At 70.5% G+C, this 24,894-nt stretch carries 23 protein-coding genes; 10 read left to right on the top strand and 13 right to left on the bottom strand.

Annotated elements, in window-relative coordinates; translation table 11 throughout:
• Nucleotides 1-15 precede the first annotated feature (15 nt).
• The 10 genes from AB0M46_RS11895 to AB0M46_RS11850 form a co-directional block, all read right to left on the bottom strand.
• Nucleotides 16-882, bottom strand: coding sequence for a CoA-binding protein (locus AB0M46_RS11895; protein ID WP_363335062.1), 867 nt, complete (start codon nt 880-882; stop codon nt 16-18).
• The gene (locus tag AB0M46_RS11890) at nt 879-2,006 is read right to left on the bottom strand and encodes an ATP-grasp domain-containing protein (RefSeq protein ID WP_363335060.1); all 1,128 of its coding nucleotides are present in this window, start codon (nt 2,004-2,006) and stop codon (nt 879-881) included. The genes AB0M46_RS11895 and AB0M46_RS11890 overlap by 4 nt, the downstream gene beginning before the upstream one ends.
• Before the next feature lie 85 nt (nt 2,007-2,091).
• Nucleotides 2,092-2,661 (bottom strand): isochorismatase family cysteine hydrolase, encoded by a 570-nt coding sequence (locus tag AB0M46_RS11885; RefSeq protein ID WP_363335058.1) that lies wholly within the window; start codon nt 2,659-2,661, stop codon nt 2,092-2,094.
• A gap of 33 nt (nt 2,662-2,694) precedes the next feature.
• Complete coding sequence (locus AB0M46_RS11880; protein WP_363335057.1) at nt 2,695-3,519, bottom strand: CoA ester lyase; 825 nt, start codon at nt 3,517-3,519, stop codon at nt 2,695-2,697.
• 2 nt (nt 3,520-3,521) lie between these two features.
• A complete protein-coding gene (locus tag AB0M46_RS11875; RefSeq protein ID WP_363335055.1) occupies nt 3,522-4,298 on the bottom strand; it encodes an IclR family transcriptional regulator in 777 nt (258 codons plus the stop codon).
• The gene (locus AB0M46_RS11870) at nt 4,295-5,740 is read right to left on the bottom strand and encodes a Rieske 2Fe-2S domain-containing protein (RefSeq protein WP_363335053.1); all 1,446 of its coding nucleotides are present in this window, start codon (nt 5,738-5,740) and stop codon (nt 4,295-4,297) included. The genes AB0M46_RS11875 and AB0M46_RS11870 overlap by 4 nt, the downstream gene beginning before the upstream one ends.
• Complete coding sequence (locus tag AB0M46_RS11865) at nt 5,741-6,652, bottom strand: NAD(P)-dependent oxidoreductase (RefSeq protein ID WP_363335051.1); 912 nt, start codon at nt 6,650-6,652, stop codon at nt 5,741-5,743.
• Complete coding sequence (locus AB0M46_RS11860) at nt 6,649-7,368, bottom strand: SDR family NAD(P)-dependent oxidoreductase (RefSeq protein WP_363335049.1); 720 nt, start codon at nt 7,366-7,368, stop codon at nt 6,649-6,651. The genes AB0M46_RS11865 and AB0M46_RS11860 overlap by 4 nt, the downstream gene beginning before the upstream one ends.
• A gap of 16 nt (nt 7,369-7,384) precedes the next feature.
• Nucleotides 7,385-9,487, bottom strand: a complete 2,103-nt coding sequence (locus tag AB0M46_RS11855) for an alpha/beta hydrolase fold domain-containing protein (protein ID WP_363335047.1) — start codon at nt 9,485-9,487, stop codon at nt 7,385-7,387.
• On the bottom strand, nt 9,488-10,252 hold the full coding sequence (locus AB0M46_RS11850) for a hypothetical protein (protein ID WP_363335045.1): 765 nt from the start codon (nt 10,250-10,252) through the stop codon (nt 9,488-9,490). It abuts the gene before it with no gap.
• Between the two features lie 183 nt (nt 10,253-10,435).
• Here AB0M46_RS11850 and AB0M46_RS11845 point away from each other — a divergent pair, with 183 nt between their 5' ends.
• The 3 genes from AB0M46_RS11845 (at nt 10,436) to AB0M46_RS11835 (ending at nt 12,213) form a co-directional block, all read left to right on the top strand.
• On the top strand, nt 10,436-11,380 hold the full coding sequence (locus tag AB0M46_RS11845) for a PDR/VanB family oxidoreductase (protein WP_363335043.1): 945 nt from the start codon (nt 10,436-10,438) through the stop codon (nt 11,378-11,380).
• 10 nt (nt 11,381-11,390) lie between these two features.
• The gene (locus AB0M46_RS11840) at nt 11,391-11,618 is read left to right on the top strand and encodes a hypothetical protein (RefSeq protein ID WP_363335041.1); all 228 of its coding nucleotides are present in this window, start codon (nt 11,391-11,393) and stop codon (nt 11,616-11,618) included.
• Between the two features lie 85 nt (nt 11,619-11,703).
• Nucleotides 11,704-12,213 carry a MarR family transcriptional regulator gene (locus AB0M46_RS11835; RefSeq protein WP_363335039.1) on the top strand — a complete coding sequence of 170 codons (510 nt, stop codon included), beginning with the start codon at nt 11,704-11,706 and terminating at the stop codon, nt 12,211-12,213.
• 60 nt (nt 12,214-12,273) lie between these two features.
• On the opposite strand, the gene AB0M46_RS11830 is transcribed toward AB0M46_RS11835, so the two are convergent.
• Genes AB0M46_RS11830 through AB0M46_RS11820 form a run of 3 tightly spaced genes read right to left on the bottom strand, consistent with a single transcriptional unit; the run spans nt 12,274 to nt 15,200 of the window.
• A complete protein-coding gene (locus AB0M46_RS11830) occupies nt 12,274-13,233 on the bottom strand; it encodes an amidohydrolase family protein (protein WP_363335038.1) in 960 nt (319 codons plus the stop codon).
• Nucleotides 13,234-13,248: 15 nt separating this feature from the next.
• The gene (gene dmpG, locus AB0M46_RS11825; protein ID WP_363335036.1) at nt 13,249-14,307 is read right to left on the bottom strand and encodes a 4-hydroxy-2-oxovalerate aldolase; all 1,059 of its coding nucleotides are present in this window, start codon (nt 14,305-14,307) and stop codon (nt 13,249-13,251) included.
• Complete coding sequence (locus AB0M46_RS11820; protein WP_363335034.1) at nt 14,307-15,200, bottom strand: acetaldehyde dehydrogenase (acetylating); 894 nt, start codon at nt 15,198-15,200, stop codon at nt 14,307-14,309. Before AB0M46_RS11820 ends, dmpG begins: the two co-directional genes overlap by 1 nt.
• Before the next feature lie 256 nt (nt 15,201-15,456).
• Here AB0M46_RS11820 and AB0M46_RS11815 point away from each other — a divergent pair, with 256 nt between their 5' ends.
• From AB0M46_RS11815 to AB0M46_RS11785, 7 genes are all read left to right on the top strand, one after another.
• Complete coding sequence (locus tag AB0M46_RS11815; RefSeq protein ID WP_363335033.1) at nt 15,457-16,185, top strand: IclR family transcriptional regulator; 729 nt, start codon at nt 15,457-15,459, stop codon at nt 16,183-16,185.
• Nucleotides 16,186-16,301: 116 nt separating this feature from the next.
• Entirely contained in the window at nt 16,302-17,435 is a 1,134-nt protein-coding gene (locus tag AB0M46_RS11810) for a MaoC family dehydratase N-terminal domain-containing protein (protein ID WP_363335031.1), read from the top strand.
• 42 nt (nt 17,436-17,477) lie between these two features.
• Complete coding sequence (locus tag AB0M46_RS11805; protein ID WP_363335029.1) at nt 17,478-19,052, top strand: class I adenylate-forming enzyme family protein; 1,575 nt, start codon at nt 17,478-17,480, stop codon at nt 19,050-19,052.
• 21 nt (nt 19,053-19,073) lie between these two features.
• A complete protein-coding gene (locus AB0M46_RS11800) occupies nt 19,074-20,267 on the top strand; it encodes a CoA transferase (protein WP_363335027.1) in 1,194 nt (397 codons plus the stop codon).
• Nucleotides 20,268-20,311: 44 nt separating this feature from the next.
• The gene (locus AB0M46_RS11795) at nt 20,312-21,916 is read left to right on the top strand and encodes a carboxyl transferase domain-containing protein (protein WP_363335026.1); all 1,605 of its coding nucleotides are present in this window, start codon (nt 20,312-20,314) and stop codon (nt 21,914-21,916) included.
• Between the two features lie 12 nt (nt 21,917-21,928).
• The gene (locus tag AB0M46_RS11790; RefSeq protein WP_363335024.1) at nt 21,929-23,887 is read left to right on the top strand and encodes a biotin carboxylase N-terminal domain-containing protein; all 1,959 of its coding nucleotides are present in this window, start codon (nt 21,929-21,931) and stop codon (nt 23,885-23,887) included.
• Nucleotides 23,884-24,825 (top strand): hydroxymethylglutaryl-CoA lyase, encoded by a 942-nt coding sequence (locus AB0M46_RS11785; RefSeq protein ID WP_363335022.1) that lies wholly within the window; start codon nt 23,884-23,886, stop codon nt 24,823-24,825. The genes AB0M46_RS11790 and AB0M46_RS11785 overlap by 4 nt, the downstream gene beginning before the upstream one ends.
• The last annotated feature ends 69 nt before the right edge of the window (nt 24,826-24,894 follow it).

Genomic DNA, 24,894 nt, shown 5'->3' with positions numbered 1-24,894 from the left:
GTGCGACCTTCCTTCCTACTTGGCGTCCTGAGTGACTTTCGGGAGCAGTTCCAGCGACGTCGCGACCCGGACGCCGGCGGCGCGCAGCGCGGCCACCTTGGCCTCCCACGAGTCCCGGTGCCCGCCGATCATCGCGGCGGCGTGCCCCATCTTCTTGCCGGGCGGCGCGGTCTTGCCGACCAGCAGCGCGATGACCGGCTTGGCCTCCGGCCGGCTGGCGTACTCCGCGACGGCGTACTCGTCGACGCCGCCGATCTCGCCCAGGTACACGATCCGGTCGGTTGCGGAGTCGCCGTGGAACAGTTCGATCGCCTCGCCGGCCGTCAGGCCCTTCACCGGATCGCCGCCGATCCCGACGACGGTGGTCTGTCCCAGGCCGTGCAGTGTCAATCGCTTGCAGGCCTCGTACGACAGCGAGCCGGACCGGGAGATCACGCCGACCGGACCCGGGGTGTAGCAGTGGCTGGGCATGAAGCCGACCTTCGACTGCCCGGGCGAGATGAGGCCCGGGGTGTTCGGACCGATCAGCCACACGCCGGCCGCCTGGGCCGCGGCCCGCAGTTCGATCGCGTCGGCGACCGGCAGTCCGTCACCCGGGTAGACCACCGCCCGGCACCCGGACTCGATCGCCTCGAGCACCGCGTCGAGGGCGCCTTCCGCCGGCACGTAGATCAGGCCGACATCGGCGCCTGCGTCCCGGACCGCCTCGGCGATCGTGCCGAAGATGGGGACGCCTTCGTACGAACCGCCGGCTCGGCTCTGCGACACCCCGGCAACGACCTTTGTCCCGTATGCGCGCAGGTCTCGAACCGAGAACGATCCGAAACGACCCGAAATCCCGACGATCGCGACCCGTGACTCCGCGCTGACAATCACGCTCATACCGCCACGCCCGTCACGTTGACGACATCCCGCACGGCATCCTCGAGCGTCTCGTGATTGAACAGCCCGGCCCGTTCCAGGAGCCGGGTGGCGACCTCGCTCCCGGTCCCGCCCAGCCGGATGACGACCGGCTTGCCCACCGGCTTGCGGCTCAGCACGTCCAGCAGCGTCGACGCGACCCGGTCGACGTGCATCCCGCCGCCGAAGATGCTGATGAGCACCGCGTCGACCTGGGGCGAGGCGGCGAGCAGGTCAATGGCCAGCGCGAAGCCGTCCGGCGTCGGGTTGCCGCTCACGTCGAGGAAGCAGGCGGCCCGGCCGCCCCAGGCGTCGAGTTCGTCCATCACCGCCATCGTCATGCCGGCACCACTGGAGACCAGCCCGACGCTCCCGCCGAGCCAGACGACCGAGAGGCCGCCACGCAGGCACCGTTGCACGTCCTCGGGCTGCCCGTCGATGTCCTGCACGAGCAGGTCGCGGATCCATTCGCTCTTGAACTGCGCGGCATCGTCGACGACGGCCTTGGCGTCGGCCGCGACGAGCTGGCCGTCCCCGAGGACGACCAGAGGATTCAGTTCGAGCGTGGTGCAGTGCCGGCTCGCACAAAGCTCAAGGAGCCGCCGTGCGATCGCCACAACGCGCTCGCGCACCGCACGGTCCGGCTCGACAAGGCTCAGGATGTCGCGAAACGTGTAGGCGCGGAAGTTCCGGGGCAGGCCAACGTCGTATCGCACCCGCGTCTGCGTCTCGTCCTCGACGTGGACGCCGCCACGCGGCGAGTACAGCACGACGTACCCACCGGCGGCGGCGTCGACGACGACCGAGAGGTAGAGCTCCCGACGAATGTCCAACCACTGCTCGACCAGCACGCTGCCGGCGCGCTCGCCGCCGAACGACATATTGAGCAGCGCCGTGGTGGCAGCGTTCACCTCGTCGCCCGTCGTGCATTTACGGACACCACCGGCCAGCCCGCGGCCACCGGCGGCAACCTGCGCCTTCACCGCGACGGGAAACGTGGGCGTCCAATCGGCCAGCTGGGCTGGATGGGATATTTCGCGTCCGTCCGGAACCGGCACGCGGGCCTCGCGGAGCAGACGCTTGCCTTGAACTTCTGTTAGGAGCACATAATCATGATGCCGGGCCGAAGTGCATGGCCGACAACGCGAAGTCCCACTGGGTCGGACCTACATTCCGGCGGCTTTCGCGGGCTTACGGGAGCAGCTCGGAGTGGCCGCTGTCGACGATCGCCGCGTATCCCTCGATGCAGCTGATCGCCGCCGCGTGCTCAGCGGCCGACGCCGCGGCGCAGCAGTCCTCCACCACGAGGCATTCGTAGTCACGATCGTGTGCCTCACGAGCGCCGGTGTGGACGACGCCGTTCGTCGACACCCCGCACAGGAGCAGTCGCTCCACGCGGTTCGCCCGCAGCAGCACCTCGAGCGACGTCCCGTAGAACGGGCTCACGCGATGCTTGATGATGTCGTAATCGCCGGCCGCCGGCGCCAGCGTCTCGTGCACCTGGGTCCCCCAGGTGCCGAGCTTGAAGATGTCGTGCTTCCTGGCTCGGGCGAAGATCGCCGACCCGGGGTGCACCTCGCGATAGTCGGGCGAGAAGCCCACGCGGACGAACCCGATCGGCGTCCCGGAAAGCCGCGCCCGCTGGATGAGCGCGGCTGTTCTGGACAGGACGTCGCGCTCTGCCAGTTGCGGCCGGAATCGTGCGGCACCCGGCGATTCATCATGGGTGATGTCATTGATCATATCCATGACGAGAAGCATTGTTCTCGCTGGTGGCATTGACGCACTCCTTGTTCACGGATGACGGTCGGATTCGGCGAGAATACGGCGGGCCTGCTCGATCACCGGCCGGTCGACCATCGCACCGTCGAGCGCCACAGCGCCGGCGTCCGAGGCCTCGGCCGCGGCGACAACCCGCTGCGCCCAGGCGACCTCGGCGACCGTCGGGCCGAACTCCTCGTGGATGGCCGGCACCTGTGCGGGATGGATGCACAGCTTGCCGGCGAAGCCGAGGGAACGGGCGCGGCGGGAGTCGGTGCGCAACCCGTCCGGGTCGGCGATCGAGGGGGTGACGCCGTCCAGCGGGCCGGGCAGCCCTGCGACCCGCGAGGCGAGGACCAGGCTCGTGCGCGCCAGCAGCAGCGCATCGGGCTCGTGGCGGGCGCGGATGTCCGCCGCGAAGTCCAGCGAGCCGAACGCCAGACGTGCCACCGCGGGCGCGGCAGCCACCCGGTGGGCCAGATGGATGCCGATGGCCGTCTCGACCAGCGGCACGAGCGGCACATCCGGACATCGCGCGGCGATCCGGCCGAGGTCATCGCAGTCCTCGGCCTTCGGTATGACGAGGCCGCGCAGCCCGGGTAGGCGTGCGAGGCCGTCGATGTCGTCGTCGTGGTGGTCGGTGCCGGCGGCGTTGACCCGCACCCACGCCTGGTTGGTGGTCAGCCATCTCGCGATCGCGTCCCGGGCCGCGGACTTCGCCCGGTCCTGGACCGCGTCCTCCAGGTCCAGGATCACCTCGTCGGCTCCGCTGGCGAGGGCCTTGGCGAAGCGGTCCGGCCGGTCGCCCGGCACAAACAGCCACGTTCGGGCCGGGCGGCCGGCTGTGTTCGCACGCACGGCTAGTCGGCCGGCACGAAGCTGTCCCGCAGCGCGCGGGAGATGCCATGGGCAGCGTTGCGGACGAGCGGTACGAGGCGATCGGCACGGACCCGGTGCACGTGGCCGGCGACGGACACCGCCGCGACCGCGCTGCCGCTGGCATCGAACACCGGCGCCGCGACGCACACGATCCCGGTGAAGGACTCCTCGTGCTCGGCGGCGATCCCGGTCTGCCGAATCCGTTCCAACTCCCGGATCAGGTGACCGGGCGCCACCATGGTGCGCGGAGTCCGCCGGGGTAGATCCGAGCAGAGGACCGACATCACGACCTCCGTCGGGGCGTACGCGAGGAGCGCCTTGCCCAGGCCGGTGCAGTAGGCGGGCATGCGCCCGCCCACGCGGGACGGGAACGCCATGCCGCGACCGGTGTCGATCTTGTCGATGTACATGACCTCGGCCCCGGACAGGACACCGAGATGGACGACCTGACCCGTCGCGTCACCGAGCTCGGCCAGGAACGGCGCGGCCACGGTGCGAATGCCGCGCTGGTTGAGCGCGAGCTGGCCGAGCTCGAACAGCCGCATGCCGAGGCGGACGCCGTCCGGTCCCCGGTCCAGCATTCCCCGGCTGACCAGCTCGCCGATGATCCGGTGCGCGGTGCTCTTCGGCAGTCCCGTCCGGCGGCACAACTCCGCGCTGGACAGCACCAGCTCGTCCTGCCGGAAGGCGGTGAGCATGACAAGGGACCGGTCGAGCACCGAGATCGGCTCTCCGTCCTCGCTCCTCCTGGATCTCATCGGCGCCCCGCTCGAGACTCGCCCATCGCGTTCGGTCTCTGCGGTTCCGGTTCCGGCAGGTCCGTGTTCGGCAGGCTCTGCCAGGCCTGCCCCTCGGCGAGGACTGTGTCGTGCACGGCCCGGGTGGCCCGGTGGTCGTCCTGTTCCAGGCCGATCGGCGCCTGCCCACTTTCCGATCGCCGCACAGACTCCAGCAGTCGGGCCCTCAGATGGATCACGCCGTGGTCGGCCGCCACCATGTGTTCGCGCGAACGGTCGAGAATCGGTCCCATACTGAGGCTGAGCACGACGTCCTCCTGTTCGATGCCCGCGAAGCCGGTCCAGTTCGACGCCATCAACGCCCGGTCCTGCCCCAGGCCGTCCGCCCAGGTAGCCCGGAAGTCGCAGTCCCGGTCGTTCCAGAAGCGCTCGTCGGCCAGCCCGAGGGTCCGCAGCAGTGCCTCCCGGTCAGCGGGACGCGGGCCGTGGACCACGGTGTACGTACTGGTGCGCGTGTCCGACATGGGTACCTCGAACACGAAGAACCGGAACCCGTTGGCGGCGGGGATGATCCGGCACGTCGGCAGGATCACCGGCACGATACGCACACTACGGATCGGCGCACCCGTCGCGTCGGTTCCGCCCCGCCGCACTGCGGCGCAGCGGAACCCGAACGTCGTGTCCTCGAGTTCGAGGTCGGGGGCGTTGTCCAGGACGGCCAGTGCGCCGAGGTTCATGTCGCTGTCCTCGGCCGTGCCGAACTCGCCGTTGGCCGCCCCGTCGGACGCGTGCATCCACGCGGGATCGGCCTGTGCACTGTGCAGGATGCCGACATGCGAGCTGTCCACGCCGCCCTCGAACAACTGCAGATAGTTCGCCGCCGCATTGACCCGGATAACTGTCCGGTTCTCGGGTGGTCCATCCATGAACTCGAAGTGCGGCAGCGGCGGCTCCTGACCTGCGGGGCCAAGATAGACCCAGACCAGGCCGCCCGCCTCCCGCACGGGGTGCGCCGGCGCCCTGAGCCGTTGCTTGAGCTTCGCGTTGCGGCTGTTCGGCATGTCGAGCACCGTGCCGTCCACGCAGAACTTCCAGCCGTGGTACAGGCACCGCAGGCCGCCCTGCTCGTTGCGCCCCAGGGCAAGCGAGGCGCCGCGGTGCACGCACAGCTCGTCCAGGACGCCCACGCGACCCTCGGTGTCCCTGAACACGACGAAGTTCTCGCCGAGCAGGGTGGTCCGCAACGGTGCCCCGTCCGGCTCGCTCACCTGAGCGGCCGTGCAGATCGGTATCCAGAACCGGCGCATCATGCGCCCCATCGGCGTGTCCGGTCCGACCCGGGTGAGGATGTCGTTCTCTTCTTGAGAAAGCACTTCGCACGCGCCTTCCGTTCGGACTGGGAAGCGAACTTCCTCCGAAGCGAGCTTCCGTGGAATATTAGGTGCGGCCTCTGACCGCGTCAATCACTCGTCCTGGTTGCCGTACAGGCCGTTGCCGCCCAGCCGGTCGATCAGCCGGGCGACGACGGGAAAGTACTCGGCGGCGCACCCGCTGCTCTTCGCCGCCCGGTAGAGGTTGTCGGTTGCGCCCAACTGCACGCACAACGCCCCGAGTTGCTTGCTGAGGTCGAAGAAGTAGCCCAGGTCCTTGAGCGCGTAGTCGAGCGAGAACTGCCCCTCGGGGAAGCTCGCGGGGACGACGGACTTCGCCACGTGGTTGCGCAGCGCAAACGAGTCGGCGGACCCTTCGACGAGCACCTCGACGAGCCGCTCGGCCGATACCCCGGCCCGCGCGCCGACCGCCAACGCCTCGGCGGCCGTGACGACGTTGGCCATGAGCATGACGTTGTTGACCAGCTTGGCGACCTGTCCCGCGCCCACGTCGCCGATGTGCTGGACGCTGGTACCCATGACCCGGAGCACGGGCAGGATCCGCTCGAACGCCTCCGGCGCACCGCCGACCATGATCGCCAGCGTTCCGTCGATCGCGGCGGCGCGGGTTCGCGCCACCGGCGCGTCGAGGAAGTCAGCGCCCCGTTCCGCGGCCCGGTCGGCGACCTCTCGCGCCAGCCCGGGCGGCACCGTGCTCATGTCGACGAGGGTGACGCCGGAACGGGCCCCCGCGATCAGACCGTCCTGGTGGAGGTAGACCGCCTCGACTTGACGGTGCCCGGGAAGGGACGTGAAGACGACATCGCAGCTCGCGGCCAGTTCCGCCGCCGATCCCGCGGCGATGGCACCCCGCTCGACGAGCGGCGTTACGCGCCGCTCGTCGGTGTCGAGGACATGCACCTCGTACCCGGCCGCAACCAGGTTGTGCGCCATCGGCCCGCCCATGGCACCGAGGCCGATGTATCCGAGGGAGGATGGCGTCATCGCAGGTACATCCCGCCGTTGATGTCGAGCGTGCTGCCGGTGATCCAGTCAGACCTCGGTCCCCCGAGAAAGTGGATGGCCTCGGCGATGTCGCCCGGGCGTCCCATCCGCCCGAGGGGGTAACCTTCGGCGCCTTCGTCGGCGGTTCCGCCCAAGCCCTCCCACATCGCCGTCAGCACCGGCCCGGGCGCGACCGTGTTCACGCGCACGTTGTACGGACCGAGGTTCTTGGCCGCCCAGCGGGCCAGCCCATGGACCCCGGCTTTGGCCGCGACGTAGTGCGGGCCCGACCTGACCCCGCCCTGCTGAGCGGCGACCGATCCGAGCAGGACGATCCGCCCGCCACCCGCAGTGCGCATGGGTCCGGCCACCGCCTGCATGAGGTTGAACGCGCCGCCCAAGTTCACCGCGACGATCGCGCTGAACTCGTCCGCGCTGATCTCCTCCAGAGCGGTGCCGGCTGAGACACCCGCGCAGGCCACGGCGACGTCGATGCGCCCCGTCTCGGCCAGGACCTGGGCCACGGCCTGCCGGACCGCGGCCGCATCGGTGACGTCCACGTCCAGGAAGCCGGCCGCGATGCCGGCCATGTCGGCCCGGGCCCGCTCGAGCGCCGGTGGCAGATCGAGCACCCACACCTTGGCACCGTCCCTGGCGAACACCTCAGCGGTGGCCCGTCCGATGCTGCCCGCGCCGCCGGTGATGACGACGGTCATCTGGTGACCTGACATGTCAGGCTCTCCCCTCGCGTAGCCCGGCGTGCCGGGCGAACTCGTCGATCGCGGCCGAGGCCTCGGGCAGGAACTCGAACAGCGTGAACGAGTGGACGGACTGCGCAACGAGCGTGAGGCTGACGACCCCACCTGACGCGCGGAGGCGCTCGGCCACCCGCCGGGCATCATCGGCGAGCGCCTCGTTCGCGGCCGCCTGGATGAGCACCGGTGGCAGGCCGGCGAGGTCCGCGTACACCGGGGACATCCGCCCGTCGTCGACGGCAGCGCCCTGGGCGTACGACGCCGCGAGCGTGGTGAGCGCCACCCGGTCGAACCACGGGTCCACCGTGTCGGCCGCGTCGATGCTCGGCGCGGACAGCGACAGGTCGCACAGCGGCGACACCAGGTGCAGGGCCCGCGGCGGCGGGAGCCCGGCGTCACGCAGCGCCACGGCCAGGCCCAGCGCGAGTCCGGCGCCTGCGCACTCTCCGCTGACAATCACGTTCTGCGCACCACCCGCATGCTGCAGCAGCCAGCGGTACGCCACCATGACGTCATCGAAGGCCGCCGGGAACGGATGCTCCGGTGCGAGCCGGTAGTCGACCACGACCGCTGTGCCGCCGACCGCCCGGGCGAGCCGGCCCGCGTACGCGGCCGAGGACTCGGCCGACCCCATCGTGTACCCGCCGCCGTGCAGGTGCAGCACGGTAGGACCGGTCGACGGCCCCGGCGGTGTGACGCGCAGGGCCGGGACGCCGTCGCAGTCCAACCTGTCCGTCCGGTCGCCGCGGTTGCCGTCGAGACCGAGGAGCAGGCGTTCGTACGCCGCCCGCTCCCCCACCCACGACGCGGCGCTGTCGTCCGGCGTGAACGCGGTACGCCAGAGGTCGAACGCACGCCGGCCAGGTTCGGGCCAGGACACGACCCGGGAGCCCGCCGGTTCCACCCGGTCGACGCGCGGATCGTAGCCGTACAGCCATGTTGTGCTGACGAGGCCGGCGGGGTCGAGCCGCTTGAGGCCGCGGATGCGCCCATTGCGCGCGCGCGTGCGTGCCGGGTCGCTTTCGCGGTACACCTGCAGGTTGGTCCGCGAACGGGTCAGCACCCGGACGGCCCGCTCGGTGCGCTGGTTTACGTAGGCCGCCAGCGCCCGCCCGATCGGGGCACCGCGGTGCTCATCAATGCACCGTGCGAGGACGACCGCGTCCTCCAGTGCCAGCGCGGCGCCCTGTCCGGCGAACGGCGGTACGGGATGGGCGCTGTCACCCAGGAGCACGACCCGCTCCGAGCACCAGTTGTCGAGCGGCCGCCGGAAGTAGATGGGCGTGATGATGGCCTCGGTGATCGACCCGATCACCTGGCGGACGATGGGGGCGGCTCCCGCGAACGACGTCCGGAGGTCGTCGAGGCTGCCTGACGCCGTCCACGATTCCCGGCGAACCTCGACGTCCGGGACGTAGCCCGAGAAGCTTACGAGCTCACCGCGGCGAACCGGGTAGATGACGACGGTGCGGTCGGCGCCGAACCAGCTGCCGATGCCTGGCACGACCGCGGCCGTGGGCACATCGCCGCGCTTGAGCAGTGCCCGCCAGGCGACCACGCCGGTGTACTCCGGTTCGCCCGGGCCGAAGAGCTGCGCCCGGATCGACGACTTCAACCCGTCCGCGCCCACCAGGAAGTCGCCGGAAACCTCCGTTGCGTCCTCGAGCACCACGGTGACGCCGGCCTGGCTTTCCCGGAACCCGACAACCCGGCTGCCCAGGCGGATCCCTGTGGACGGCAGCCGGCCGATCAACGCGTCGAGGAGGTCGGCCCGATGGGAGTTGTAGAGCTGCCCGCCGAATGCCTCGGCGGTAGGCCCGAACGGCAAGCTCTCCAGCTCTTTGCCCGAGGCGAGGTCGTAGTGGTCCACCCGTTCGCCGCGAACGCCGGTCCGTCTGATGTGGCCGGCGGCTCCGAGACCGTCGAGTGCCTTCATCGCGTTGGGCCAGAGGTTGATGCCGGCGCCGATCTCGGTCAGCGCCGGGGCCTGTTCGAACAGCAGTGGTTCGACGCCGACGTCACGAAGGGCGACCGCAGTCGCCAGCCCGCCCACTCCCCCGCCGACGATGAGCGCCCTCATCTAGTGGTCCCAGAACAGGGTTCCGGCCCCCGGCACGCGGGTATCGATCCCGCTGACGCGCAGGGCGTTCCAGAAGGTGACTGCGTTCACCGCCAGTACCGGCTTGGCGATGACCTGCTCGACCGCGTGGGCGGGCTCGACGGCGGGCATGTTCACCCCGAGCTGGAGAATGGCGTCGACGTCCGGCCCGTCGAGGTCGAACATCGCCCGGGCCAGTTCCTTGGAGCTCATGTACGACGCGGCCGTGCCGGAGCCGTGGCCCTGGAAGGCCTCCTTGACGACGTCGTACCCCGCAGCCTCGAAGTAGTCGCGGACCCGCTGCGCGCCGAGAGGCTGGTACGAGCCCATCACGGCGATCCGCTTGACGCCGAGCGCTTCGAACGCGCGCCGGCAGGACTCGGGCGGGATGGTCACCGGGACCCCACCGGCCCGTGTGCTCATCGACTCGATCAGCTCCGGCTCGCGGTCGAGACCAACGTAGAAGCCCGGCATGCCGAAGCCGAGGATGACTCGGTCGACCTCGGCCGTCACGAGGCTGTCGATTGCCGCCGGCATGCTGTCCATGGTCTGGACGACAACGCCTTCGAAGCGATCGTTGCTGCCGATGTCGCTGCCGGTGTACATGCGGGAGTAATGCAGTGTGACGTCCTGCGGGCAGAGCCGGGGGTACTCAATCTCGACCGTGGTGTTCGGGGACCCAATGAGCACACCCCAACGACGTGCCGAAAGTGACATGTCCTCCTCCTTCTCATCGGTGGTGGCCATGGTTGGCGACGTTGACCACGTCACGCCAGGTCGATAGTATTCCACGGAAGTACGCTTCCGTGGAAGCGTCAATCCTCGGCCCGAATGAGTGCACGGCACCGCGAGGGGCCGCACCCGCCTCCGGACGCTCGATCCGGCAAGGGAGAGACAATGTTTGAGGTCGTTGTCCGGACCGCCGCACCGGTGGCCGACGGGGTCAAGCTGCTGGAACTCGTCACGGCAGACGGCCGGCCGTTGCCGCCGTTCGTGGCCGGCGACCACATCGTCGTCGAGTTGGGCGCCCGGCTCAGGCGCAGCTATTCGCTGATCGGACCGCCCTGCGCCGACGCGATGGCCTACCGGGTGGCGGTCGCGCTCAATCCGGCCGGACGCGGGGGGTCGATCGCGGCCCACGCCCTGCAACCCGGCCAGAGCGTGCGCATCAGCCCGCCGGCCAGCGGGTTCCCGCTCGTGCGGACCGCCGCGCCGACGATCCTCATCGCCGGCGGCATCGGCATCACGCCGATGGTCGCGATGGTGCATCAGCTCATGGCCTGGGCCGCCCCCTGGCGACTGCACTATGCATTCCGGAGCCCGGCCGCAGCCGCGTTCGTCGACGAACTGGTCGGGCTCGGCTCCCGGGATCCCGGAGCGGCGTCGCTGTACCCGGACGACGCGGCCGGACGGCCGACACTCGACGTCGCGAAGATCGTCAGCGATGCGCCGGCCGACGCGCACCTCTACTGCTGCGGGCCCGAACCGATGCTGGACGCGTTCCTTGATGCCTGCCGCGCACATGACGAGCGCCGCGTGCACATCGAGCGCTTCGCCGCCCCCGACGACACTCCAATCTCGACGGACAGATCCGGCCCGCACGAGGACCAACACCTCACGGTGCAGCTGGCGCGGTCCGGTCGCATGATCTCCGTGGCGCCGCAGGAGTCCATTTTGGAGGCGCTCCTGGACGCCGGTGAATCTGTTGACTTCTCGTGTATGGAGGGCATCTGCGGAAGCTGCCGGACGCGTGTCGTCGAGGGAATTCCGGAGCACCGGGACGCGGTGCTGACGGACAGCGAGCGCGCGGCCGGCGATGCCATCATGATCTGCTGCTCACGAGCGAAAGGTGACCGGCTTGTCCTCGACATCTGACAGCCCCGGCATGGATGGCTGGATCGCACCGTTGCTGGACAAGGCCAGCGGCAGGCTCCAGGCGCTGGAGCGGGTTGGCCTGTTCCCGTCCGAACTCCGGGTCGCGGCGGCGATGTTCGAGCGCCTCGACCGAACCTGCGGCCGGCGGATAAGTGCCGACGGGGAGCTGATCGTCCTCGGCACGACGGTGGTCGCGGATCCGCTGCTGGCGGCCGACGATTTCACCCTCGCGCCGTGACTCGCGCCGGTTGCGATAGCCTACCGACATTGGACAAAACAGGACCAGCACCAGCCGGTCCGCGGGCCGATGAAAGGCCTCCGACATGACTCTTAATCGCCGGCACCTGGGCGAGGTGGCCCGCGAGTGGACCGAGGAACTGGGCGACGTCCCCGTCGGCCCCTTCCTCATCGCCGCGACGATCCAGCGGCTGTCGCAGTACATCGAACGGGAGTTCGCCCGGGTCGCCCGCAAGTACGGGATCGGCCCCGGCGACCTGCGCATCCTGTTCGTGCTCGCGCGGATGAACCCGGCGCACCAGCTCGCACCCAAGGACCTGATCAAGGAGCTGCTCGTCACCTCCGGGGCCGTCAGCAAGCAGGTCGACCGCCTGGCCGAGCAGGGCCTGGTCACCAGGATCGCGGACCCCGACATCCTGCGCGGTGTGCTCATCCGGCTCGAACCGGAAGGTCGCAAGATCGCCGACGACGCGGCGCGCGAGATCATGACGGAGAACTGCGGGCTGGAGACCCTCGCCGAGGCGCAGTCGACGCGGATCCTGCGGACCCTGAACGGTCTGCTGACGGTCGTTGAGTCGCACGCGACGGCCGAGTGACGGCGCTGTGCCGGGTCGCCAAAGGCTGCTCGCGCGCGGACCGCGTCGCCGGGGCGGGTGCTAGCGGCCGGTCACCGCGTCGAGGAGGCTGGCGCCGTTGGCCGCTACCAGCTCCAGCCATCGGTCCCCGTATCCCGACAGGTCGCCCAGCGACACCTGGGCCGCAAATGGGAAGTCGCTGCCGTACACGAGGCGGTCGCGCCCAAGCGCCGCCACGGCCAGGCTGAGCGGCCCCTCCCCGTAGGCCACGCTGTCGACCCAGACATTCGCGCGAATGCGTTGGGTCGGCGCCACGGTGCCGGCGATCCGACCCGCTCGCCAGGAAACGTCGAGACGGTCGAGGATCGCCGGGAGAATGCCGCCGGCGTGGGCCAGCAGGACCCGCGCCGCACCAGGGCCGTCGAGCAAGCCGCAGGCGAGCATGCGCACTGCCGTGCGGCCGGTCGCCGCCGGCATACCCAGCGCGAACGGGTCGTCGCGGTCGCAGTCGCTGACGGCCGCCGCGTCCGGGTGTACGAATACTGTCCAGCCCCGGGCGGCCACACGCGACCACACGTCCGCGAACTCTGGCGAGGTCAACGGCTCGTCGTGCGCGCCGGCGACGACGCAGACGCCGACCACGCCGCCGTAGCCCTCCAGCCGCTTGACCTCGCGCAGCGCCCCGGCCGGTTCGCCGTACGGCAGCATCCCCAGCACCCGGAACCGGTCGGGGTGCCGCCCCGCCACGCCGGCCAGGAATGCGTTCTGCTGCCGGGCCAGCTCCCGGAACTCGTCCGCGGGACCGGCGAAGTTCAGCACCAAGGGCGGCGGCGACAGCACCTGCAGGTCCACGCCGATCTGATCGAGCCGCCGAATCCGCTCGGCCGAGTCGAACGCGGTCCGGTCCGCGGCACGGTATGCCCGGCCACCCCGCGTGAGCTGGAAGCCGTCTCCGATCGACGCGACGCCCGGCCACAACCCGACCGCACCTGAGGGCGGAGTCAGATCGGGTGACAGCATGTGGCTGTGCCAGTCGATCACGGGGCAGCCTTCGGGTCAGGCATCCGCGACCTGCTTGGCCCGCAACTGCAGCGCGATCTCGATCAGCTGGTCCTCCTGGCCGCCGATCAATTTGCGGGCCCCGGCCTCGAGAAGGATCTCGGCCCCGCTCACCCCGTAGCGCGCGGCCTGCCGGGCGGCGTGCTGCAGGAACGACGAGTACACGCCGGCGTAGCCCATCATCAGGGTCATCCGGTTGAGCGTGCACTCCTCTGGCATCGTCGGCCGCACGACATCCTCGGCCGCGTCCACGATCTTGAGGAAGTCGACGCCGGTCTTCCAGCCAAGCTTGTCGGCGACTCCGACGAACGCCTCGAGTGGCGTGTTGCCGGCGCCGGCCCCGTACCTGCGAACGGAGCCGTCGATCTGGGTCGCGCCGCTGCGGGCCGCGATCACCGTGTTGGCCACGCCGAGCCCGAGGTTCTCGTGGCCGTGGAACCCGACGCGAGCCTCAGCCCCGATCTCCGCGTGGACCGCGGCCACGCGATCGGCGACCGCCTCCATGATCAGGGCACCCGCGGAGTCGACGACGTACACGCATTCGCATCCGGCATCCACCATGATCCGTGCCTGGCGGGCCAGCACCTCGGGCGGCTGGGAGTGGCTCATCATCAAGAAGCCAACGGTCTCCAGGCCCAGCTCCCGGGCAAGCTTGAAGTGCTGCTCGGAGACGTCCGCCTCCGTGCAGTGCGTGGCGACGCGCACGATCGTCCCGCCGTTGTCCCGGGCCTGCAGGATGTCGTCCTTGGTGCCAACGCCCGGCAGCATCAGGAACGCGATCCTGGCCCGCTTGGCGGCCTGCGCCGCGACCTTGATCAGTTCCTGGTCCGGGGTACGGCTGAAACCGTAGTTGAACGACGATCCGCCCAGACCGTCCCCATGTGTGACCTCGATGACCGGCACGCCGGAGTCGTCGAGCGCCGTGACGATGTCCCGCACCTCGGTCGCGGTGAACTGATGACGCTTGTGGTGCGAGCCGTCGCGCAGCGAGGTATCGGTGAGACGCAGGTCGAGCGTGTCATCGAACGTGACGGCCAGCCGGTTCTCGAACCGCATCACAGCACCTCAGCTAGCTTCTCGCCGACCTTGGTGGCGGCAGCGGTCATGATGTCGAGGTTGCCCGAGTACGGCGGCAGGAAGTCGCCCGCGCCCTCGACCTCGACCAGGATCGACACGAGCGTGCGGTGCCGCGTGTAGTCGGACGGAGGGTCGATCTGCGGATCCTGCAGCAGCCGGTATCCGGGGACGTATTCCTGCACCGCGGCCACCATCGCGTGGACCGACGCCTCGATCGCGTCCCGGTCCTGCTCATACGCCGACGCCGGCGCGGCGCAGAAGATGGTGTCCCGCATGATCATCGGCGGCTCGGCCGGGTTGAGGATGATGATCGCCTTGCCGACCTCGGCGCGGCCGATGGTTTCGACGCCGCGGCTGGTGGTCCGGGTGAACTCGTCGATGTTCTGACGGGTGCCGGGACCGGCGCTCACCGATGAGACGCTGGCCACGATCTCGGCGTACGACACGGGGACCACCCGCGACACGGCCGCCACCATCGGAATGGTCGCCTGACCGCCGCACGTGATCATGTTGATGTTCGGCTCGTCGAGGCGGGCGTCGCCGTTGACCGGTGGGATCACCGCCGGCCCGACCGCGGCCGGTGTGAGGTCGATCGCGCGAATGCCGGCCTCCGCGTAGCGCGGGGCGTTCCGCCGGTGCACGTACGCCGAGGTCGCCTCGAACACCAGGTCGGGCAGGGGATCCTGGCGGAGCAGCCAGTCCACCCCTTCATGACTGGTGATGAGGCCCTGCGCCGCGGCGCGCTTGAGGCCCTCGCTCGAGGGGTCGACGCCGACCATCCAGCGCGGCTCGATGTGCGGGCTGCGCAACAGCTTGTACATCAGATCGGTACCGATGTTTCCGGATCCGACGATCGCGGCAGTCACGGTCAAGAAGTCACCTCCAAGGGAGGTCTCCACGCTGCACCGTACCGGCCGGTCGACGCCACGCGGGAGTTCCATTGAATGACACCCGCGCCCCGCATCGGTGCGACCGCGGCACGCCCTGCCACTGGGCCCTCCTGGTAAGTTGCGCCGATCGTTCGTATATACGAACATAGGTTCAGTGTTGTCGGTCACAGCACATCTTCGGTCCACGGCGCCGCCGCAGCGCCGCGGGCCGGGGCAACCCGAATGGAGGAAGCACGACATGAACGAAAGCTCAGCCGCGGGGCACCGGACGGTCAGCCGGGTGATGGCCATCCTCGAAGCAGCCGCGGCCACGCGGCAGGGTGTCACCCTCAGCGCACTGACCACACTGCTGGACGCGCCCAAGTCGTCGGTGCATGGGCTGGTCAAGGGCCTGGTCGCGACCGGGTACCTGGAAGAGAGCGGCCGCAGTTACACCATCGGACCGGCGGTCGACATGCTCATCGCGCGGGGCACGTCCTCGGTGATGGCCAGCGCGCACCGCACGCTGGAGACCCTCGTGCAGACGTTCGCGGAGAGCGCCACCTTGTGCAAGCTGGTCGGCGAGGACGTGGTCTACGTAGACATCGTGGAGTCCACGCAGCCGATCCGCTATTCCGCACCGCTGCGCGTGCGCCGGCCGCTGTACCCCACGAGCGCGGGCAAGTGCTTCCTGGCGCACATGACGCCGGGCAGGCGCGACGCGTACCTGCGCGCCAACCTTCCACCGCACCGGGCGCCGGAGGTGCTCGCGGAGCTGGAGGCGGTGTTCCGCGACGGGTACTCGACCAACCACGGCGAGACCGTGCCGGATGTCTTTGCGGTCTCCAGCCCGATCATCGCCGCCGGGCGGGTGGTCGCGTGTCTTCAGGTCGCGGGGCCGAGCAGCCGGATGGCCGAGCGCATGGACGAGATCGCGCGGACGGTGCGAGCCGAGGCGCAGCGCCTGTCCCAGCGCGCCCGCGGCTGAGCCTCGGCCGTTGACATCCATCCGACGGCGCACCTACGCTCCCGATCGTAAACACGAACGGTCGTTCGTATATACGAACGCGGCCCGACGTGTCCAGCGCATCGATGGGGATGGCCATGACCGAGCAGACACCCGTGACCGACCGACGGTTCCCGCTGATCACCGACGAAGCCCTCGACGAACTGCGCGGCCGGATCGGCCGGCCGTTCCGGCCGCCGGTGCCACACGTCACCGAGGCGACCACCGACTCGATCCGGCACTGGGCACTCGGGATCGGCGACGCGAACCCGCTCTACGTCGACCCCGCCTACGCGGCCACGACCCGCCACGGCGGTCTTGTCGCACCCGGCACGTTCCTGTACGCGTTCGACCGCGTGGTCAGCGGATACGTCGGCGGCCTGCCCGGCGTGCACGCCATGTTCGCGGGCACCGACTGGAACTGGAAGCGCCCCATCCGGGTCGGCGACCGGATCGCCGCCGAGCCGGCACTCAAGGAGCTCAAGGACCTCAAGAGCACGTTCTCCGGGCGGTCGATCAAGCAGACCTACCAGGTCACGTTCACCAACCAGGACGGCGAGCTGGTCTGCGTCGCCGACTCGTGGTGCATCCGCACGCAGCGGGACATCGCCCGGGAACGCGCCACCCGTGAGACGGTCGTGCCCAAGACCTGGACCGCCGACGAGATCGCCGAGGTCGCGGCCCAGTACGCAGCCCAACGGCCCCGCGGCGGCGAGGTGCGCTACTGGGAGGACGTCCAGGCCGGCGAAGTGCTACCGCCGCTGCTGAAAGGGCCGAGCACCGTCACCAGCTTCGTCTGCTTCACCCAGGGCTGGGGCAGCCTGTACGTGAAGGCGCACGCCCAGGCCTTCGACATGTTCCGCGAGCACCCGGCGCTCGGCATCCCCAATGACCTCTGCATCCCCGAGCCGCCCGAGCGTGTCCACTGGGACAACGCGCTCGCCCGCGCCGTCGGCGTGCCGGCCGCCTACGACTACGGCCCCGAGCGGGTGTCCTGGCTGGGTCACCTGATGACCGACTGGATCGGTGACGACGGCTTCCTCAAGCGGCTCAACGTCCAGGTCCGCAAGCACAACATCCTGGGCGACCTGACGACCTGCCGGGGCACCGTCACGCGCACCTGGCGCGAGGACGACGAGCACCTCGTCGAGGTCGCGGTCGAAGGTCGCAACCAGCGCGACGAGGTCACCGCAATCGGCACCGCGGTGGCCGCCCTGCCCTCGCGCGGCTGAGCGGCCGCCGTCGTGGGCACAACCGTGCGGTGGAGCGACACCGTGATCCCGACCGAGATCCATCGCCATCCCGGACTCGCATACGAGATCCGTCCCCGGCGCATCACCGCGGTCCTCGACGAGGCCCGCCGCTGGGGCGACCGGCCATTCATCACGCAGGGCCGACGGGTCCTCACCTTCGACGACCACGCCCGGATGGTCGACGACATCGCGGCACAGCTGCGGTTCGCCGGCGTCCGCGAGCGGGACCGAGTGGCGATCTTCGCGGCGAACAGTCCCGAGTGGGTCGCCACCTTCTTCGCGACGCTAGCGGTCGGCGCGGTGGTGGTGCCCTGCAACGGATGGTGGTCGGCCGAGGAGATGGCCCACGCGTGCGAGGTCGTCGAGCCGTCGATCGTGATCTCGGACGGGCGCTGCCGCGAGCGGGTGCCGCCCGGCCTGCCCGTACTACTCACCGCCGATCTTGCCGCGGGCGGCGGACCGGCCGGGCGAGCGCCCTCGCCGGTGTACGGCGGCGACGGGGAACAGGACGAGGACGACCCAGCCGTCATCCTGTTCACCGCCGGCACCACGAGCTTTCCCAAGGGCGCGACGCTGTCCCACCGCGCACTGGTGTCCAACCTTCAGACGCTCCTGGTCGTGTCACGCAAGCTCCCCCACCAGATCGGCGACGACATCGCGCCCAGTGTCACGCTGGTCGGGCTCCCCCTGTTCCACATCGGCGCCATCCAGCTCATCCTGGTGCCGCCGATGACCGGCAGCCAGATCGTGTTCCTGGAAGGCCGCTTCGACCCCGGCGCGGTGCTGGAGGAAATGGAGACCCACCGGGTCACCATGTTCTCGGGCGTGCCGACGATGATGGAGCGCCTGCTCGCGCATCCCGACGTCGCCCGGCGCGATCTGGCGTCGGTGCGCACCGTGGTGCTCGGCGGTTCGCCGGTCGACGACAGCCTGCTCGAGCGGGTGCGGCGCGCCTTCCCCGGCACACACCGCGGGGTCGGGCAGACCTACGGGCTCACCGAGGCCGGCGGTCTGGTCAGCACAGGAGTCGGCGCCCAGATTGCCGCGCACCCGGGTTCGTCCGGCCGCCTCGTGCCGGTGGTCGAGGCCCGCGTCGACGACCCCGACGCGTCCGGCAACGGACGGCTGTTCATCCGTTCCCCGGCGGCTATGGACGGCTACTGGGGATGGCCCGACGACCCGACCATCGACGCCGACGGGTGGCTGGACACCGGCGACATCGGCCGGGTGGACGCCGACGGCTACCTCTACATCACCGGCCGGGCCAAGGAAGTCATCATCCGCGGCGGTGAGAACATCGCGCCCGCCCGCGTCGAGTCGGTGCTCGCCGAACACCCCGCCGTCGCCGAGGTCGCCGTGGTCGGCCTGCCAGACCCGGACCTCGGCGAGATCGTCGCGGCCGCGGTGACGCTCACGTCCACCGGCGCGGCGAGCAGCAGCGACCTCGAGGTGTACGCGCGGGGCAGGCTCGCCCATTTCGCCGTACCACAGCGGTGGTGGCTGCGGACCGAGCCGCTGCCCACCAACGACGCCGGCAAGATCCTCAAGCACGTTCTGGTGGCCTGGTGGCCGGACCAGGAACAGGCCGCGGCGTGACCACCGATCGGAGGACCTTTCATGGATAACGACCAAGGCCCTACCGGGCCGCTCGCCGGTATCCGCGTGGTCGACCTGACCCACATCGCGGCCGGCCCGTTCGCGACCATGCTGCTGGCGGACCTCGGCGCCGATGTGATCAAAGTGGAGCGGCCGGGCGGGGGCGACGGCGCCCGCCAGATGGACGTCTCCATCCACGGCGACGGCGACAGCGGATACTACCTGGGCCTGAACAAGAACAAGCGGTCGATCGTGCTCGACCTCCGCGCTGCGCAGGACGTCGAGGTGGTACGGCGGCTCGCCGCGACCGCGGACGTGTTCATCGAGAACTTCCGGCCGGGCTCGGCCGAGCGGATGGGCCTCGGGTACGCCGACATCCGCAAGGTCCGCAAGGACATCGTGTACTGCTCGATCACCGGGTTCGGCCCCTCCGGACACCTCCGCGACGGCATCGCGTACGACATCGTCGGCCAGGCCATGAGCGGCATCATGTCCATCACCGGCGACGCGGACCGGCCGCCGGCCAAGTGCGGAGCGCCGATCTCCGACCTGACGTCGGGCATCTTCGCGGCGTTGGGCATCGTGTCGGCGCTGTACCACCGGCAACGCACCGGCGAGGGCCAGCACGTCGGCACCTCGCTGCTGGGCGCGTCGGTGGCGCTCGTGTCCTCCTACATCACCAGCCAGGCGTTGGGCACACCGTTCGATCGGCTGGGCAGCGCCCACAACACGCTCGCGCCGTACCAGGCGTTCGCCGGATCCGACGGCCGGTACTTCATCCTGGCCGCCGGCAACGACGGATTCTTCGCCAGGACCGCACAGCTGCTGGGCCGGCCGGACCTGGTTACCGACCAGCGGTTCGCCACCAATGCCGACCGCTCACGACACCGCGCCGAACTCGCCGAACTCCTGCAGCGGGCGTTCGAGCGGCGGGACACCGAGCACTGGCTGCGCGCGCTCGGCGAGATCGGCGTACCCGCGTCGCCCATCTACGACATCGCCGATGTGGCGCGGGAACCACAGCTGTACGCCAACGGGTACCTCACGACCGTCGAGCACCAGACCGCAGGGCCGCTGCCGATGGTGACCACACCGCTGACGTTCTCAGCGACCCCGGTCTCGGTGCGCCGGCCGCCGCCCCGCCTCGACGAGCACCACCACGAGATCCTGCGCGAGGCGGCCGGCAGCCTGCCGCTGGACACCACGTGCGGCTGAGCCGCACCACCAGATTGCGGCAGCTCATCAACCAAGGAGCCTGAGTGGACGACACGGTGCTGGCGACGCGCAGCGATCCGGCGAGCGACGAACACCGGCACAACCACGCGTTCCACGCGGGGTTGAGCGGCGAGCTGCGTGCCCGGCTGGCGGCCGCCGCGGACGGCGGCGGCGCGCGGGCGCGGGAGCGCCACGTCGGCCGCGGGAAGCTGCTGCCGCGCGACCGGGTTTCCGGGCTGCTCGACCGGGGCAGCCCGTTCCTCGAGCTGTCCGCCCTCGCCGCGAACGGCATGTACGACGACGAGGCCCCGGCGGCGGGCCTGATCGCCGGGGTCGGCCGGGTCTCCGGCCGGGAATGTCTTGTCGTGGCCAACGATGCCACGGTCAAAGGCGGCACCTACTACCCGATGACGGTCAAGAAGCACCTGCGCGCGCAGGAGATCGCGTTGGACAACCGGCTACCGTGCATCTACCTGGTCGATTCGGGTGGGGCGTTCCTGCCCCGGCAGGACGAGGTGTTCCCCGACCGCGACCACTTCGGCCGGATCTTCTTCAACCAGGCGAGGATGAGCGCCCGCGGGATCCCGCAGATCGCGGCCGTGCTCGGCTCGTGCACCGCCGGCGGCGCCTACGTGCCGGCGATGGCCGACGAAACGGTGATCGTCCGCGACCAGGGCACGATCTTTCTCGGCGGTCCGCCGCTGGTCAAGGCCGCCACCGGCGAGGTGGTCAGCGCGGAGGAACTGGGCGGCGGCCTGCTGCACAGCCGCACCTCCGGGGTGACCGACCACCTCGCCGAGGACGACGGGCACGCGCTGCGCATCATCCGGCGAATCGTGACCACACTAGGCCCACGTACGCCGCGACCGTGGGAGGTCACGGCGGCCGAAGACCCGGCGGTCGACCCGGCGGGGCTGTACGGCGCCCTGCCCGCCGACCCGCGCACGCCGTTCGACGTGCGTGAGGTCATCGCCCGGCTGGTCGACGGCAGCCGGTTTGCCGAGTTCAAGGCCGAATACGGCGCGACGCTGGTCACCGGCTTCGCCCGGCTGCACGGCCACCCGGTCGGCATCGTGGCCAACAACGGCGTGCTCTTCAGCGAGTCGGCGCTCAAGGGCGCGCACTTCATCGAGCTGTGCGACCAGCGCTCCATACCGCTGGTGTTCCTGCAGAACATCACCGGCTTCATGGTCGGCCGGCAGTACGAGGCCGGCGGTATCGCGAAGCACGGCGCCAAGATGGTCGTCGCGGTCGCCTGCGCCAGGGTGCCCAAACTGACCGTCGTCATCGGCGGCTCCCACGGCGCCGGCAACTATTCGATGTGCGGCCGTGCCTACTCGCCGCGGTTCCTGTGGATGTGGCCGAACGCCCGGATCTCCGTCATGGGCGGCGAGCAGGCCGCCGCCGTCCTCGCCACCGTACGCCGGGAGCAGCGTGGCGAGGCGTGGACCGAGGCCGAGGAGGAGGCGTTCAAGGCGCCGATCCGCCAGCAGTACGAGCAGCAGGGCAACCCCTACTACGCGACTGCGCGGCTGTGGGACGACGGGATCATCGACCCGCTCGACACCCGATCGGTGCTCGGGCTCGCGCTGTCAGCGTGTGCCAACGCGGCACTGGAGCCAGTCTCTTACGGCGTATTCCGGATGTAGGGAGGTCCGTCCATGTTCGACACCGTCCTGGTCGCCAACCGCGGCGAGATCGCCGTCCGGATCATTCGGACGCTGCGCCGGCTGGGCATCCGGTCCGTGGCCGTCTACAGCGACGCCGATGCGGGCGCGCGCCACGTCCGCGACGCCGATGTCGCGTACCGCATCGGCCCGACGCCCCCGCGCGACAGCTACCTGCACATCGGACGGGTGCTCGACGCGGCGCGGTCCGGTGGCGCCCAAGCCGTCCACCCGGGCTATGGCTTCCTGTCGGAGAACGCCGACTTCGCGGCCGCCTGCGAGACCGCCGGGCTGGTGTTCATCGGCCCGGCACCGGAGGCGATCCGGATCATGGGCGACAAGGTCCGCGCGAAGCAGGTCGTGACCGCCGCCGGCGTGCCCGTCGTGCCCGGCCGGACCGACGCCGCCATGACCGACGACGACCTGATCGCGGCTGCCGCCGAGATCGGCTACCCGGTGCTGGTCAAACCGGCCGCGGGCGGCGGCGGCAAGGGGATGCGCCGGGTGGAGCACCCTGCCGACCTACCCGATGCCCTTGCCGCGGCGCGCCGTGAGGCGGCCGGGTCGTTCGGCGACGACACCCTCTTCGTCGAACGGTACGTGACCGCGCCACGACACATCGAGGTGCAGGTACTCGCCGACGCCCACGGCGGCGTCATCCACCTCGGCGAGCGCGAGTGCAGCCTGCAGCGCCGCCACCAGAAGGTGGTCGAGGAGGCGCCGTCCCCCCTGCTCGACGCCGCCACACGCGCCCGGATCGGGGCCGGCGCCGCCGACGTGGCGCGCGCGGTGGGCTACACCGGCGCCGGCACGGTCGAGTTCATCGCCTCCGCCGACCAGCCCGACACGTTCTTCTTCATCGAGATGAACACCCGGCTGCAGGTCGAACACCCGGTCACCGAGATGGTCACCGGGCTCGACCTGGTCGAGTGGCAACTGCGCATCGCCGCCGGCGAACCCCTCGCCCTCACCCAGGCCGACGTGCGCCACAACGGGCACGCCATCGAGGCTCGGGTCTACGCGGAGGACCCGGCCCGTGGCTTCCTCCCGACCGGAGGCCGTGCCCGGGCCGTCCACGAACCCATCGGCCCCGGCATCCGCGTCGACAGCTCGCTGGACGTCGGAACGATCGTGGGCACCGCATACGACCCGATGCTGGCCAAGGTGATCGCCTGGGGACCCGACCGGCCGACCGCGCTCGCCCGGCTCGGCCACGCCCTCGCCGACACCGCCGTGCTCGGCGTGGGTACCAACGTCGCCTTCCTGCGCCGGCTGCTCGCCCATCCCGCCGTCGTCGCCGGCGAACTCGACACCGGCCTCATCGAGCGCACGCTCGACGACCTGGCCGAGTCCGGGCCACCCGACCTGGCGCTGATCGCCTTCGCGATGGCCCGCACCGCCGCCGGGCAACCGGCCGGTCCCGTCCGTGATCCCTGGGACGCGCTCACCGGCTTCCGCCTATCCGCGCCACCGACCGTACAGTGGACGGCCGAGTGCCACGGGGAACCGGTGTCCGTCGTCGTCTCCGGGTCAAGCGTCTTGGTGGGCGACCGCCCGTACGAGGCGAGCGCCGTCCCGGTCGACGACGGCATGCTGCTGACCGTCGACGGCCGTACCTGCACCGTGCGCGTCGCCACCGACGGGCCAACCACCTGGGTCGCTGTCGACGGCGGCGCCTGGCCGATCCGGGAGGCCCGTGCCCGCAGCGTCCGCACCGACGTCACGGCGCACGACGGCGAGGTCACCAGCCCCATGCCCGGCACCGTCGTCTCCGTCACCGCGACCACAGGCGGCGCGGTCACCACCGGCGACATCCTGCTCGTGGTCGAGGCGATGAAGATGGAACACGTACTCCGCGCCCCGATCGACGGCACCGCCACCGTCCACGTCCGCGCCGGCGACCAGGTCACACTCGACCAGCGCCTGGCAACCATCCACTCAGGACAGCGATGAACACGACTCCTGTGCAACCCCTGCCCGGCCTCCCGACCCGGGTCACCGTCTACGAGGTCGGCCCGCGCGACGGCCTCCAGAGCGAGTCCACCGTCCTGCCCGTCGAGCAGAAGGCCGAGTTCGTCCGTCGCCTCGTCGCCGCCGGCCTGACCGCCGTCGAGCTGACCAGCTTCGTATCGCCGTCCTGGATTCCGCAGCTCGCCGACGCCGAACAGCTGATGGCCCTGCTCGGCCCGCTGCCCGGGCGGCATCCGGTCCTCGTCCCCAACCAACGCGGGCTCGAACGGGCCCTTGCCGCCGGTGCCCGCGAGGTCGCCGTGTTCATCAGCGCCACCGAGTCGTTCGCCCGGCGCAACCTCAACCGCACGGTCGCCGAGTCGCTCGCCATGGTCGCACCCGTCGTCGCCGGCGCCACCGCCGCCGGCGTGCCCGTCCGCGGCTACGTCTCGATGTGCTTCGGTGACCCCTGGGAGGGCCACGTGCCCACCGCCCAGGCCGCCGACGTCGTGCTCGCGCTCGCCGAACTGGGCTGCGCCGAGATCTCGCTCGGGGACACCATCGGCGTGGCGACGCCCGGCAGCGTCGCCACCCTCTTGTCGACGCTGGACGCCCGCGGGCTCCCCGCCGACCGCATCGCCGTGCACTTTCACGACACCTACGGACAGGCCCTCGCCAACACCCTGCTCGCCCTCCAGCACGGTGTCACGACCGTCGACGCCTCTGCCGGCGGCCTCGGCGGCTGCCCCTACGCCGGCTCCGCCACCGGCAATCTCGCCACCGAGGACCTCGTCTGGCAGCTGCACGGCCTCGGCATCGACACCGGCATCGACCTCGAGGCCCTCGTCCGCCTCAGTCTCTGGATGGCCGGCCTGCTCGGTCGCCCCAGCCCTTCCCGCACGCTCACCGCGCTGGCCGCACGGATCGCTGAGCCGGCGTAGCCAGCCGCCGAAGTCGTCGACCGAGCCGACGACATCGGGGCCCCGCCGGCGCCGTCCTGACGCTCCAGG

The organism is Dactylosporangium sp. NPDC051485, from assembly GCF_040682015.1.
GTDB lineage: Bacteria > Actinomycetota > Actinomycetes > Mycobacteriales > Micromonosporaceae > Dactylosporangium.
This window is presented reverse-complemented; position numbering and strand designations above follow the sequence as displayed.

Coding starts and splice junctions, on each gene's coding strand:
- AB0M46_RS11895 (WP_363335062.1), bottom strand. CDS start 882: ATGAGCGTGATTGTCAGCGCGGAGTCACGGGTCGCGATCGTCGGGATT.
- AB0M46_RS11885 (WP_363335058.1), bottom strand. CDS start 2,661: ATGCTTCTCGTCATGGATATGATCAATGACATCACCCATGATGAATCG.
- AB0M46_RS11875 (WP_363335055.1), bottom strand. CDS start 4,298: ATGAGATCCAGGAGGAGCGAGGACGGAGAGCCGATCTCGGTGCTCGAC.
- AB0M46_RS11865 (WP_363335051.1), bottom strand. CDS start 6,652: ATGACGCCATCCTCCCTCGGATACATCGGCCTCGGTGCCATGGGCGGG.
- AB0M46_RS11860 (WP_363335049.1), bottom strand. CDS start 7,368: ATGACCGTCGTCATCACCGGCGGCGCGGGCAGCATCGGACGGGCCACC.
- AB0M46_RS11855 (WP_363335047.1), bottom strand. CDS start 9,487: ATGAGGGCGCTCATCGTCGGCGGGGGAGTGGGCGGGCTGGCGACTGCG.
- AB0M46_RS11850 (WP_363335045.1), bottom strand. CDS start 10,252: ATGGCCACCACCGATGAGAAGGAGGAGGACATGTCACTTTCGGCACGT.
- AB0M46_RS11840 (WP_363335041.1), top strand. CDS start 11,391: ATGGATGGCTGGATCGCACCGTTGCTGGACAAGGCCAGCGGCAGGCTC.
- AB0M46_RS11835 (WP_363335039.1), top strand. CDS start 11,704: ATGACTCTTAATCGCCGGCACCTGGGCGAGGTGGCCCGCGAGTGGACC.
- dmpG (WP_363335036.1), bottom strand. CDS start 14,307: ATGCGGTTCGAGAACCGGCTGGCCGTCACGTTCGATGACACGCTCGAC.
- AB0M46_RS11815 (WP_363335033.1), top strand. CDS start 15,457: ATGAACGAAAGCTCAGCCGCGGGGCACCGGACGGTCAGCCGGGTGATG.
- AB0M46_RS11810 (WP_363335031.1), top strand. CDS start 16,302: ATGACCGAGCAGACACCCGTGACCGACCGACGGTTCCCGCTGATCACC.
- AB0M46_RS11800 (WP_363335027.1), top strand. CDS start 19,074: ATGGATAACGACCAAGGCCCTACCGGGCCGCTCGCCGGTATCCGCGTG.
- AB0M46_RS11790 (WP_363335024.1), top strand. CDS start 21,929: ATGTTCGACACCGTCCTGGTCGCCAACCGCGGCGAGATCGCCGTCCGG.
- AB0M46_RS11785 (WP_363335022.1), top strand. CDS start 23,884: ATGAACACGACTCCTGTGCAACCCCTGCCCGGCCTCCCGACCCGGGTC.